This window comes from Moorena sp. SIO4E2 (assembly GCF_010671945.1).
GTDB classification, from domain to species: Bacteria; Cyanobacteriota; Cyanobacteriia; order Cyanobacteriales; family Coleofasciculaceae; genus Moorena; species Moorena producens.
Genome location: NZ_JAAHIE010000190.1, coordinates 1 through 12,422 on the forward strand (window position 1 = coordinate 1; position 12,422 = coordinate 12,422).

At 44.8% G+C, this 12,422-nt stretch carries 12 protein-coding genes; 4 read left to right on the forward strand and 8 right to left on the reverse strand.

Translation table 11 applies throughout. The features are described from left to right. Window positions 1-408 (reverse strand): AMP-binding protein (locus tag F6K37_RS19320; protein WP_502887756.1); only part of this gene is annotated, 408 nt, incomplete at its 3' end. A gap of 425 nt (window positions 409-833) precedes the next feature. On the opposite strand from F6K37_RS19320, the gene F6K37_RS19325 reads away from it, so the two are divergent. The 3 genes from F6K37_RS19325 to F6K37_RS19335 all read left to right on the forward strand — a co-directional run bounded on the left by F6K37_RS19325 (window position 834) and on the right by F6K37_RS19335 (window position 5,784). Beyond that, complete coding sequence (locus tag F6K37_RS19325) at window positions 834-2,549, forward strand: aminotransferase class I/II-fold pyridoxal phosphate-dependent enzyme (protein WP_008185349.1); 1,716 nt, start codon at window positions 834-836, stop codon at window positions 2,547-2,549. A gap of 478 nt (window positions 2,550-3,027) precedes the next feature. After that, window positions 3,028-4,617, forward strand: a complete 1,590-nt coding sequence (locus F6K37_RS19330; protein ID WP_044493448.1) for a B12-binding domain-containing radical SAM protein — start codon at window positions 3,028-3,030, stop codon at window positions 4,615-4,617. 321 nt (window positions 4,618-4,938) lie between these two features. Next, complete coding sequence (locus F6K37_RS19335; protein WP_008185353.1) at window positions 4,939-5,784, forward strand: SDR family oxidoreductase; 846 nt, start codon at window positions 4,939-4,941, stop codon at window positions 5,782-5,784. 118 nt (window positions 5,785-5,902) lie between these two features. Here F6K37_RS19335 and dacB read toward each other — a convergent pair whose 3' ends face one another. The 5 genes from dacB to F6K37_RS19360 all read right to left on the reverse strand — a co-directional run bounded on the left by dacB (window position 5,903) and on the right by F6K37_RS19360 (window position 10,571). Beyond that, the gene (gene dacB, locus F6K37_RS19340; RefSeq protein WP_008185355.1) at window positions 5,903-6,835 is read right to left on the reverse strand and encodes a D-alanyl-D-alanine carboxypeptidase/D-alanyl-D-alanine endopeptidase; all 933 of its coding nucleotides are present in this window, start codon (window positions 6,833-6,835) and stop codon (window positions 5,903-5,905) included. Window positions 6,836-7,341: 506 nt separating this feature from the next. Continuing rightward, on the reverse strand, window positions 7,342-7,719 hold the full coding sequence (locus F6K37_RS19345; RefSeq protein ID WP_287251626.1) for a hypothetical protein: 378 nt from the start codon (window positions 7,717-7,719) through the stop codon (window positions 7,342-7,344). Window positions 7,720-7,953: 234 nt separating this feature from the next. Next, entirely contained in the window at window positions 7,954-8,112 is a 159-nt protein-coding gene (locus F6K37_RS19350) for a hypothetical protein (RefSeq protein WP_287251627.1), read from the reverse strand. Window positions 8,113-8,153: 41 nt separating this feature from the next. Further along, window positions 8,154-8,309, reverse strand: coding sequence for a hypothetical protein (locus F6K37_RS19355; RefSeq protein WP_287251628.1), 156 nt, complete (start codon window positions 8,307-8,309; stop codon window positions 8,154-8,156). 615 nt (window positions 8,310-8,924) lie between these two features. Continuing rightward, complete coding sequence (locus tag F6K37_RS19360) at window positions 8,925-10,571, reverse strand: asparaginase (RefSeq protein WP_009149634.1); 1,647 nt, start codon at window positions 10,569-10,571, stop codon at window positions 8,925-8,927. 447 nt (window positions 10,572-11,018) lie between these two features. Here F6K37_RS19360 and F6K37_RS19365 point away from each other — a divergent pair, with 447 nt between their 5' ends. Further along, the gene (locus tag F6K37_RS19365; RefSeq protein ID WP_044494509.1) at window positions 11,019-11,447 is read left to right on the forward strand and encodes a DUF29 domain-containing protein; all 429 of its coding nucleotides are present in this window, start codon (window positions 11,019-11,021) and stop codon (window positions 11,445-11,447) included. A 236-nt stretch (window positions 11,448-11,683) separates the two neighbouring features. On the opposite strand, the gene F6K37_RS19370 is transcribed toward F6K37_RS19365, so the two are convergent. Both F6K37_RS19370 and F6K37_RS19375 read right to left on the reverse strand, forming a co-directional pair. Next, window positions 11,684-12,028, reverse strand: a complete 345-nt coding sequence (locus tag F6K37_RS19370; RefSeq protein ID WP_438941760.1) for a PIN domain-containing protein — start codon at window positions 12,026-12,028, stop codon at window positions 11,684-11,686. 87 nt (window positions 12,029-12,115) lie between these two features. Then, window positions 12,116-12,422 (reverse strand): PIN domain-containing protein (locus F6K37_RS19375; protein WP_287251630.1); only part of this gene is annotated, 307 nt, incomplete at its 5' end.

The window sequence follows — 12,422 nt, forward strand, 5'->3', positions numbered from 1 at the left end:
CGAGCTACACTGCTGCTGGATTCTTTTCCATAAGTCCGTGGTAGTAAGCGCTACTGTGGCTTGGGAAGAAATGACCCGCTGCTGTAATTGGGCAATAGCCTGTTTCGACCGGGGGGGATTAGCGGTCACTGCTACAACTGAGGCATACAGACACCCAAAGAAAGCGGCAATGAACTCTAAACCAGCGGTATAGGGGTAGACTAATAAGGCACGGGAGCCAGCGGCAACTAGAGACTGTAGCTGAGCAGCAATGGCTCTGGCCTGTTGATCTAACTGTTGGTAGGTCAACAGGCCAGATTCTGTTTCCCCGTCTGCTAGGAAAGTGTAAGCAATTTGGTTAGGTTGGTTTAGTGCTCTATCGACCACGAGATCGACTAAGTTGGAGTATTTAGGTTTATGGTTTGCCATTATGCGATCGCGGATTATCCCTGGGTAGTTTCCCCTCATACCAAGCCTAGAGGTTACCAGACCCAATCAATCAAATCTGCATCTTACGAAACAGATTTTTCGATGCCAAATAGCTTACCTGTCAAACGCTATCGGCGCAAGAGGGTAGACTTGACTTGATTGATAGAATTTTTCACAAGTTTTAGTAGTTCATGGCAAAATAACCATCAAGTCAACCCCGAAAATAGCAATTCATTGGCTTCAAGAGTGGCAACTAGACCGAAATAAAGGCATAATCTCTGTTTAGAACATTATTAGCTGAGATTGAAGGTTCACAACTAGGCTCAATGATCGAAAAGTCATGGAGGGGTAAGGCCAGACGATCACCCAGTGCCAGTAACTGGAGTTGGGTGATTTAATCTTTTAGTGTGGTGAAGGAGTGCAACATGGAATTGTTGAACCAGGTCTGGAACGGGAAAGAAAGCTCACCGGCTACTTTAGTTACCAGTGATCAGAAATCTACCGTCAGTTCCCCAAAATTATCTCAAGGAGCATCAAGCATTGCCACTTGGTTAGTGTCCAAGCTAGCAGAAGTACTTGAGCTGGATGTCCAAGAAATCGATATTCATCGGGATTTTACCGATTATGGTTTAAATTCTATTGAAGCTGTTAACTTATCCGGAGAGCTGGAGAATTTCCTCGGACATCGGCTTTCCCCAACGCTTTTATGGGATCACAACAATATTGAGGCATTGGCTGAGTATTTGGCCGAATACGTTGCTAAACAACCAACAGGAAACTCACAAGCTCACCTAGAAACCTCGTCAGGGAGGTCAATACGGGAAACGAATGGTCATATATCGGCCAAAAACGGTCTAATTCCAAATCAAGATGTAGAAAAGCTAGACAATCAAGATATCCCACCGGAATACCACCATTTCCACCTATACCCAGAATACCGCAAACTGCAATTGCAACAGGAGGAAATCAAAGCGCTGGGGGTCAACAACCCTTTCTTTACCCCCCAAGAACGGGTAGTCAACAACACCACAGAGATTGGTGGCCGGGAATTGATTAATTATGCCACCTATAATTATCTGGGGATGTGCGGTGACCCAGTTGTTTCTCAAGCAGCAAAGGAAGCCATTGATCATTATGGTACCTCCGCCTGTGCTAGCCGTCTGTTGTCAGGGGAAAAACCCTTACATCGAGAGCTCGAAAAAGAAATTGCTGACTTTATTGGTACTGAGGATAGTATCGTCTATGTGGGCGGGCATGCTACTAACGTAACGACTATTAGTCACCTATTTGGCAAAAACGACCTAATCTTACATGATTCTCTGAGCCACAACAGTATTCTACAGGGATGCATCCTGTCGGGAGCGAGCATTATTGCATTTCCTCATAATGACTGCCAGGCATTGGAGAAAATACTCCAGGAGCGTCGTCACCACTATCAACGGGTACTGATTGTGATCGAAGGGGTTTACAGTACTGATGGTGACATTCCCGACTTGCCCCAGTTCATTGCAGTCAAGAAACGCCACAAAGCTTTCCTGATGGTAGATGAAGCTCACTCCATCGGGGTACTGGGCAAACACGGTCGAGGGGTTGGTGAGTTCTGTGGGGTTGATCCCGCTGATGTAGATTTGTGGATGGGTACCCTCAGCAAGTCCTTCGCTAGCTGCGGTGGCTATATTGCTGGTTGCGCTGCTGTGGTAGAATACCTCAAGTATACCTCCCCGGGGTTTGTCTATAGTGTTGGCATAGCTCCCCCTAATGCAGCCTCGGTGCTGGCTTCCATAAGGCTACTCAAGGCAGAACCAGAGCGAGTTGCACTGTTGCACCAGCGAGCTAAACTTTTCCTAGAATTAGCCCAGAAACAGGGACTGAACACAGGGACCAGTAAAGACTCTCCGGTGATTCCAATTATTGTGGGGGATGCGTTGAAGTCGGTGCAACTCTCTCAGAATCTGTTTAAACGTGGTATCAATGTCCCGTTTATGTTCTACCCGTCGGTGCCACAAAATGCTGCCCGCCTGCGCTTCTTTATCACCTGTAACCATACGGAGGAGCAAATTCGCTTTACGGTGAACACCCTGGCTCAAGAAGTAGCAAAGCTTCAGCAGGACGATAGTACCCAGAAATCACCCTTAGATTAACTATCAAATAGTAGCAATACTGGATACGGTCATAACTTGAGCTAATTGATGATCCCCCCCATCCCCCCTTAACAAGGGGGGGGAAGAGCCTTAACAAGGGGGGGAAGAGCTTCCCCAAAACACCGGGGGGAGAAGAGGCCGAAAGCTCAGTTTAGGCCGCTGCTAAGTATAACTACTGACAGGTAAATCTAAGGGAAAACTGGCAACTTACAGATTAAAAATCCCGTTGGCGAATTGAGTGGGAATTAACTGGGGGATCAGACTATATATATTAGCAAGCCTTAGCAACTAACTAACTCGGGAAAAGTCTCCCACCCCGTTACCTACCTAATATTTACCTAACCTAATAGTTAGTGGCTGACAGGCAATCCGCCAACGACATCTTTCCAACTCTGGTTAAGTTAAGCCAGCTGTGATCAATTGATACATTCTGATAAATCAATTCCGGAAAACCTAACTATCGTTTCAGGTGCCACTTATGCGAGTTTTACTGCTATATCCTCTGTTTCCGAAAAGTTTCTGGTCAATGGAGAAAACCATTGAGTTGGTGAATCGCAAGGCACTGGTGCCACCCCTAGGTTTGGTGACAGTAGCGGCGATATTACCTCAGACATGGTCCTTTAAACTGGTTGACCGCAATGTATGTGAGGTAACGGAGGCAGAATGGGATTGGGCTGAGATAGTGATTATCTCAGGTATGATCGTCCAGAAAAAGGATTTTCTTGAGCAAATTCAGGAAGCTAAGCGCCGTGGGAAAAAGGTAGCCGTTGGTGGTCCTTACCCGACCACCTCACCCCACGAACCTGAAGGGGCTGGGGCAGATTACTTGATTTTGGATGAAGGGGAAATTACCCTACCGATGTTTGTCTCAGCGATTGAACGGGGCGAGAGTCAAGGGGTGTTTCGTGCCAATGGTGAGAAGCCGGATGTGACGGAGAGCCCAATCCCCCGTTTTGATCTTCTCGACCTCGAAGCCTATGACACTATGGCAATCCAGTTCTCTCGGGGCTGTCCATTTCAGTGCGAATTCTGCGATATTATTGTCCTCTACGGTCGCAAACCCCGCACCAAAACTCCCGAGCAGTTGTTAGCTGAACTAGAACGCCTCTTAGAACTGAATTTCCAAGGGGGGATTTTTCTAGTCGATGACAACTTTATTGGCAATAAGCGCAATGTCAAGATTCTGCTGAAAGCCATGAAAGTCTGGATGGCTGAACACGAGTATCCTTTTAACTTCATCACAGAAGCTTCCGTGGATTTGGCTCAAGACCAAGAACTGATCGACCTGATGGTCGATTGTAATTTTAAAGCGGTCTTTTTGGGCATTGAAACTCCTGATGAAGACAGCCTTACCCTGACTAAAAAGTTGCAAAATACTCGGGATTCTCTGAGTGAATCGGTGGATGCAATTACCCAGGCAGGTATCAGGGTGATGGCTGGGTTTATCATGGGCTTTGATGGGGAAAAACCTGGCGCAGGCGATCGCATTGTCCAGTTTATTGAGAAAACGTCGATTCCTATTGCTTTTTTTAGTATGTTGCAGGCATTGCCTAATACTGCTCTGTGGCATCGCCTTGAGAAAGAAGGACGACTTATCGATGGTGGGGCTAATATTAACCAAACGACTTTGCTCAATTTTGTGCCAACTCGGCCTGTGGAAGAAATTGCTCGTGAATATGTGGAGGCGTTTTGGAGACTGTATGACCCAGAGCGATTTTTAAACCGCATCTACAACTACTTGATGAAGCTGGGTCTACCAAGGCATGGTGTATCTCGTCCGATCGATTGGATAACTATCCGGGCGCTACTAACCATATGCTGGCGACAAGGGGTTGTCCGTAAGACCCGCTGGACGTTCTGGAAGAGTCTGTTTAAGCTGATTCAGCAGAAACCGAAAGTGGTCGGCTCTTTCTTTGTACTTTGTGCCTACGCAGAACACTTCCTGGAATATCGCCAAATTGTCCGTGACCAAATTGAGGCTCAGCTGGCTGAATTTATGACTAATAAACCAGCACCTTTACCGGCTAAGAATGAGGAAGTGGCGGTAAGCGAATCCGCGATCGCATAATTCATTCTTTAGGGAACAGCGGATCTGGGAACAGGGCAAAAATTGGTGTACCTGATGACGATCACAACTGCTAGATAAGAGTGCGATCGCAAAACGTTGCGTCAGTCTTGGAATGAATAGGAGTAGAGTGGGCATCCTGCCCGCCCCAAAATAAGGAGGAAACTGGCAAGATGCCAGTTCTACACAAGATGCCAGTTCCACGCCTGATGCCCATTCTACAGGTGCGACCCGACTCCCGATTCCCGACTCCCTGTTCCCTATTCCCTGTTCCCTATTCCCTGTTCCCTTAAAAATTAAGGCTCCTTCGGAATAGACTCAACCATGACCTTCAATCAACAGCACGCTATTATCACAGGGGGTTCCAGTGGGATTGGCAAAGCCACTGCCAAATTATTAGCCCAGAAGGGAGCTAATCTGACCTTGATTGCTAGGGATACAGCTAAGCTAGAGCAGGCTAAAGTCGAGATTGAAGGGATGGGAACAGATCCGCAAGCAAAAATTATAACTATTTCTGCTGATGTTTCCCAGCAGATACAGGTAGAAACAGCCATTGAGCAAGCAATCGACCAAATCGGTCCGGCTGACCTATTAATCACTAGCGCTGGTATTGCTCATCCCGGTTACTTCCAAGAGCTGCCCATAGAGGTATTTGAACAAACCATGGCAGTTAACTATTTTGGTTCCCTCTATGCAATTAAAGCAGTACTACCCAGCATGGTAAAGCAACACAAGGGTCATATTGTACTGCTATCTTCCGGTGCTGGACTGATTGGTATTTATGGCTATACCCCTTACAGTCCCAGTAAATTTGCCCTGCGGGGTTTAACGGAATCCTTACGGGGTGAGTTAAAGCCCCAAGGCATTCATGTTTCTATTGTCTATCCTCCCGATACCGATACCCCACAACTGGAAGCAGAAAATAAAACTAAGCCCCTGGAAACTAAGATGATTACTGGCAGTGCCCAGATGTGGAGTGCAACTGCTGTAGCGAATCAGATTGTACGAGGTATTGAGAAAAAGCAGTTTGGGATCATGCCAGGATTCGAGATGAGATTACTAGGCCGGTTTCATAGTTTGCTCGCTCCGGTATTGAATTGGTATTTTGATCGGATTGTTGCAGGGAATCGGGAATCGGGAATCGGTAATCGGGAATCGGGGGAAGACTAGTTTGAAGGATTAGACACTCAGGAGTCGGATAATTACCCTTAATAAAAATCTCCCCATCTCCCCATCTCCCCATCTCCCCATCTCCCCATCTCCCCGCGCCCCCGCCCCACACTCTCTATCAACTACAAGGCATCAGCTGAGTCAATCGCAGAACAATCTGATCAATTCCTTTTTCTAAGACTTTGCCTGACTGGGATGGTTGATTAACCATGATGCTAAACACAATAGTTCCGTAATCGGGATGTTCTAGATATCCAGACAGAGCTTTCACTCCTCTGAGGGTGCCGGTTTTGGCCTGAACTTTGGTTTGTGTAGAGGGATGACGCAACCGATTTTTGAGGGTACCGCTCACTCCTGCAACCGGTAAAGAGGCTAGGAAAACTTCGTTATTATTGGCATCACTCATCCCTTTGAGAGTGGTTACAAATACCTCTGGAGTCGCTAAATTTTTCCGGGATAAGCCAGACCCATCTACCAGTCGATAACTATTAGGGTCAACTCCCAATTCCGCCAAAGCATCCTGCACTACTTCCGACCCGCCAATATAGCGCAATAAGGTATCAGCATAGCTATTGTGGCTTTTTAGATTCGTTATCTTTACCCATTCTTCCATTGACTTAGAGCGAATCGGAGTATTGGGATGAAGCTTGTTTAATGCTGCCGCTGTAGTTAATAGTTTGATGTTAGAAGCAGGGATAAAGTATTGATTAGCATTGTGGCTGTAAAAAATCTTCTCTTCCGATAACGATTCAACCAAAATCCCCCATTTACCTCTGGCAAAAGAAGGATGATCGATAATCGAGTCAATCACTGGTGGCAGAAACTCCGGACAAATGCCATTCTTGTTGCTTTCGGGAGGGGGAACAGGGATTTTAATGGAATCTGGATCTGTGTCTGGAGGAAGGACAGAAATTTCCAGAGATTTTTCCTGTTGCCTTAAGTCCGCAACTGTTCTAGCGCTAGCTTTTTTAGACGTAATAGGAGTTACCGTAGTGAGCACAGCTACAGTTAGCATTCCTAAGGATTTCAACCAATAATTCAATTGGGTCATAGTGAGGTAGTCGTGTTGCTACAATTCAACAAGCACTAACAGATCAAAAAAAGCATTGGTAGTTTAGGGTTTTATCCCAAACTACATCCTACAATACCTTTGACAAAACTGAATAATTTTTCGTTGCTTAATTAAAAATAAGCATCCCAAAAATCAAGACATTATAATAGTCCCGATCTAGACTATGACTATTCTTTCAATATTCCTGAATTTTATTCAAAAACAGATTATATTTCTATGAATCTTAGATGAATTTATCCATTTTTTTTTTAAGGTTGTTCCCTCTTGGGGTTCCTTGTCAGGTGGGTTGTTCGCGTAGCGTGGCCTTTGGCCAAGGTTACAGGTTGAAGGTTACAGGTTGAAGGTTGAAGGTTGAAGGTTACAGGTTGAAGGTTGTTGACCCTGGGGGTTTGAGTCTGGTGGGTTTAAGGTGAGTTTTATGTTAGTCCACCCACAGGTACTTCAATTTGTAATAGGGGAAATAATACATCAAATCTGGTTAGGTTTCAGCAGTTTGCGTTCGCGTAGCGTGGCCGAAAGGCCATCCCATTAAGGATTAGATACCGCAAGGTCAAAAAGTAGGGTGTGTTAGGGGCGCGCCTTGCCATCATATTCAACTTCGTAGCCAGTAGCCCCGTAACGCACCACCACAAGGCTTGCCCTGATTTTCCGCCTCTTTGCGCCTGCTTGGCACAGCCCGCCCGAAAATAATTGTCACGGGCAAGATGCCCGTGCCACAACAACATGCCCGTGCCACAACAACATGCCCGTGCCACAACAACATGCCCATGGTACTTACCGGGTCCGCTACCAAAAGTCGAAAGAACGGGCAAGATGCCCATTCCACGGCAGGATAGATAATCGTGATTTTTTGATGCCATCATGGAAGTAGCTCCTACTTCGTTGGGAGGAAAGCCGCGCTGGGGATGGTTAACGGGCATATCCAGCGCGGTTATTAGTTTCAGCGTCTACTTTCTATACTATACATAACTACTTGAAAAAATGCAAGGGATAATTAATTATTATTACATTTATTTACAATTATTGTGTATCCCATTTTTTTAAATAAATTATGTGTAATTTATGGTTAGGTTTTTCCTTAGTTTAGCCGTTAGCTATTACCTGATATAGTTAGGGAGGGTGGGCAGTGCTTGAAACCAATAAAAACAGATAGCGATCGCATTAATAGCACTGCCCACCTCAGGATTAATCACAATCGAAAAAGTTAGGGAGGGTGGGCAGTGCTTGAAACCAATAAAAACAGATAGCGATCGCATTAATAGCACTGCCCACCCTAGGATTATAAATTTTGGCTCTCCTAGAAAAAGTTAGGGAGGGTGGGCAGTACTTGAAACCGATAAAAACAGATAGCGATCGCATTAATAGCACTGCCCACCTCAGGATTAATCACAATCGAAAAAGTTAGGGAGGGTGGGCAGTGCTTGAAACCAATAAAAACAGATAGCGATCGCATTAATAGCACTGCCCACCCTAGGATTATAAATTTTGGCTCTCCTAGGGTGGCTATGATAAATTAGTATAAAATAATCGCCATAGCCCTTACTAAGTAAGGTTTTGAGCCCACCTCAGGATTAATCACAATCGAAAAAGTTAGGTAGGGTGGGCAGTGCTTGAAACTGATAATAATAGCTAGGGTCCCCATTAATAGGCACTGCCCACCCTAGGATTATAAATTTTGTACTCTTGAATTCAACTAAAACAGTTTCTAGCCTAATGAGGTAGACAATATTTTTTATCTGTTCCCTGATCAGTCAATCCCGTAGGGTCTCCTGATGGAGTATCCCGTAGTTCCTGTCTGGTGGGCAGTGGATCAGATAGATTTACCAAGCTTGCCAATCCCCTTAGCCACTGCCCACCCTACGATTCTAATTATCATGTCCGGATAATTACCTGGTGGGCAGTGGATCAGATAGATTTACCAAGCTTGCTAATCCCCTTAGCCACTGCCTACCCTACGATTCTAATTATCATATCCGGATAATTCCCCTTAATCAAAATCTCCCCCATCTCCCCATCTCCCCATCTCCCCACCCTACCGTTAATTATGGATATTCAAGCGGACTTGATATTATTTCTTCTTGCCCTTACCCTGGGATTTATGTTTGCCCTTACCCTGGGACTGTTCGGGGGAAATCGGTTCGGGATAAATATAGACAGGCTCTTTGCCGTAATTCTGGATATAAAGTTTGGTGCCACCATCAGTAGTTTCACCTTCTAGGATCAGCTTGGATGAGCGGGTGTCAGGATCTGGTTGCGCCGGTGCCTGATAAACAGCTTGGTTGTCCCGGTCATAGAAGATTAATTGACCGTCTTCTTGCATATGCAATTGACCGGGCAACTTGGCAGAGCTGGGATCCTCAAGCAAAACGAAAGGCTGTTCTAAGCTAGTGCCACTTAAGACTGGACCCTGTCCGGGCTCGTTGGTCAAAATGGCAGTGCCATCAAGAGCCATAATCGTCTCTCCCGGCGCTAAGAAGCCTTCTCCTCTGGCATCGAGAACGTTGACATCCATAATCTCGCCGACGAGATTGGTCATCATCAGTTCTTTAATCTTGTATTGATCCCAGTTATAGTATTTAGCTAAGAGCTTTAAGTAAGTCAGCTTGCTGGCAGCCGCAATTGGGGTCATATCATAAGCACCAACTGCTCCTACCTGACTCAGCCAGGAACCTGCTGCATAAGTCTGGGAATTGACAATCCCGCTGAGAACCTGTGTACAGTCAACGATCACCGTACCGTTGTTATTAGCTTCTTGGAGAGTTTTATAAATCGCCCCATTCTCAGGAGTGTCTGGATTGCCAGAAGGGAAATTCCCTGCCCCATAAGACTCCAGAATTAAACCATCTACTCCCTGATTAATACAGGCCGCCAGCATATCCCCAAGTACGCTGGTATTGGGGTCAGTAGAGACATCATAATAGGCGGGGAAAGCGGAAAAGGGAAGAACGGTAGTGTCGTTAATATTATCGTTAATGTAGGTTAGTTGAGCCAATAAAGCGTCATAAGCAGGCTCGCCCTGGACAGAGAGTGCCAGGGAGGGGTCTGTGGGCAAGGGGCGCACGAGTTTGTTGTTCACGTCAAACTCTAACCCATATTCCCCAATATTGGGATAGTTGGGAGTGGAGAAGGCTTTGAACTCACTGGCGTTGGTCTTGACCGTGCGATTGCCCCTCATTAAGGTGGAATCAAAGTACAGACAAACTTCAGGTACACCTTCACAACAGGAGGTTACGGCACCACAGACGTTTTGGAGTGCATCGGTGTTGAAACGTACAGTATAGGAAGAGTCCGCTTTCTCTACAAATAGTGGCAGTTGGGACCCAGTCACAACCACCGGCTTGCTCAACAAAGCGTTATAGTTGCCATCGCTATCCAGCCCCGTCATCAAAAACGACAGTATCGAAGCCGTCCAAGCCATGGTGTCCGTGCCATGGAGCACAATAAAAGCCTGATAGCTGCCGTAGGCTTCTAGGATTGCCATCGCAATTGTACACCAGTCTTTCGGCTGCAAGTTGGTACTGTCGAGAGTGCTGTTATTCGGACCAAACCCGATATCAATATAACCAATGGTACAATCGGGATATTGACTTTGAATAATCGGCAAAATATTCTCATCAAACGCCTTTTGGAAACCAACAGTATCTAGTGGATACAGCCCATCAGGTCCCTGCACAGAACCAATCGTGCCCCCTGTGTATAAAATCCCTATGTTCATTAAACAATTAGAAAATTTGTTTGCTACTAAAGTATACAGAATTGATGGAAAAAGGGAACAGGGAGTCGGGAGTCGGGGAAAGAGTTACCATAGAGGAATACTCCTTTTTTACGCCGCCATCGCTTATATTTGTAAGCCTATAGCCAAGTTAATAAAGAGTTACCAACTCCACAAATACTACAGTTAGCCTAGAAGCGCGATCGCATCTGCCAATCCATGACAGCAGTAGGGTGGGCAGTGGCTGATGATATAGATTCACGGCTGCTGGCGATTCTCTGTGGAATGGGCATCTTGCGTGGAACTGGCATCTTGCCAGTTTCAATATATTTTCGTGCGGGCAGGATGCCCACTCTACTATTTTCGTGCGGGCAGGATGCCCACTCTACTCCTATTCATTCTAAGACTGACGCAACGTCAAAATCTGAAATAACATTAGTATCTAAAATCATGAAAACCTACACCTCTTATGACACTGACTACTATCAATGGATAAACGAAACGGTAGAAAATCTCCGAAACCGTAATTTTAGTGAAGTGGACTGGGATAATTTAATTGAAGAAATTGAAAGCATGGGTAAAAGTGAAAAACGAGCATTATTGAGTCTTTTAACCCGTCTTTTAGAACACTTGCTGAAACTGGCTTATTGGAAGTCTGAACAAGAACAAAACAGGAATCATTGGGCGGCTGAAGTGGTTAACTTTCGCGCCCAAATTAAAACTATTATTGAGGATAGCCCTAGCCTTCGTACTCAACTGGAAATTTTCTACAACAAAGCCCATCCTAGTGCGGTAAAATCCGTTTCTAAACTGTTTACACTTCCTCCAGAAGCGGAAATTGATTTCACACAAGCTTTGGATGAGGATTGGTTTCCATAACGCTTTGCGAGTTGTTTAAGTACATAGTTATGGTTGTTTAGGGAACAGGGAACAGGGAACAGGGAACAGTAAATAGAGCAATTGGCCTCTAAAATATTTTTGTTTCTGGGAAATTAATAAGCATAATTTATGGTTTTTGCGCACTACTAAAGCGTTTTTAATAACTATAAATTACACATAATTTTCCCCCAATTACCGATTTCCGATTCCCTGTTTCCTACGTTACAAAACTTTAGTTATGTTACTCTATAGTCCCAGGGATTGATAATGGCAATATTACAGTTTTTAAAATCATCAACATTCCGAGTAGCAAGGGTAGCATGATGGCTATAACAAATAGCTGCAATTTGAGCATCGGCTTGAGAAATTGGTTGTCCTATTTTTTTTCTTTCGCATGCAATTGATGCAAAACTTACAGCCGCTTTTTGGTCAAAGTAAAGAATACGGCCTGAGAAGTCTTCTGTAAACATTAAGTTAGCCGCTTTTTGCAGTTCATCTTGTCTTTTACCTTGGGGTAAAATAGCCAGGGTAAGCGCAAGAAAAAATTGCCCATAATGTGCATTGGCTGGATATCGGTTGATCGTGGCTCGAAACCCCTATAATCTCGTAGAACTTGATTCTCAATAGAGTTTAATAGTTGAGAATGATCCCCTTTTTTTCTCAATAAGCTACAGCTTATTGATTCTTGCGCTTACCCTGGGTAAAATAGCAATACCATACATAATTTCGGCTTGAGTGATGGTAGTAGTATATAAGTTGGTTATGAGTTGTTGAGATGTCCAGTTAGAGACACTTACTGAACAGCTATAGCAATTCTCATAGCTATGAGGTACACAATTTCGGGATTTTAGGTAATAGGTAATAGGTAATAGGTAATAGGTAATAGGTAATAGGTAATAGGTAATAGGTAATAGGTAATAGGTAATAGGTAATAGGTAATAGGTAATAGGTAATAGGTAATAGGTAATAGGTAAT

Coding starts and splice junctions, on each gene's coding strand:
- F6K37_RS19325 (WP_008185349.1), top strand. CDS start 834: ATGGAATTGTTGAACCAGGTCTGGAACGGGAAAGAAAGCTCACCGGCT.
- F6K37_RS19330 (WP_044493448.1), top strand. CDS start 3,028: ATGCGAGTTTTACTGCTATATCCTCTGTTTCCGAAAAGTTTCTGGTCA.
- F6K37_RS19335 (WP_008185353.1), top strand. CDS start 4,939: ATGACCTTCAATCAACAGCACGCTATTATCACAGGGGGTTCCAGTGGG.
- dacB (WP_008185355.1), bottom strand. CDS start 6,835: ATGACCCAATTGAATTATTGGTTGAAATCCTTAGGAATGCTAACTGTA.
- F6K37_RS19345 (WP_287251626.1), bottom strand. CDS start 7,719: ATGATGGCATCAAAAAATCACGATTATCTATCCTGCCGTGGAATGGGC.
- F6K37_RS19350 (WP_287251627.1), bottom strand. CDS start 8,112: ATGCGATCGCTATCTGTTTTTATTGGTTTCAAGCACTGCCCACCCTCC.
- F6K37_RS19355 (WP_287251628.1), bottom strand. CDS start 8,309: ATGCGATCGCTATCTGTTTTTATTGGTTTCAAGCACTGCCCACCCTCC.
- F6K37_RS19360 (WP_009149634.1), bottom strand. CDS start 10,571: ATGAACATAGGGATTTTATACACAGGGGGCACGATTGGTTCTGTGCAG.
- F6K37_RS19365 (WP_044494509.1), top strand. CDS start 11,019: ATGAAAACCTACACCTCTTATGACACTGACTACTATCAATGGATAAAC.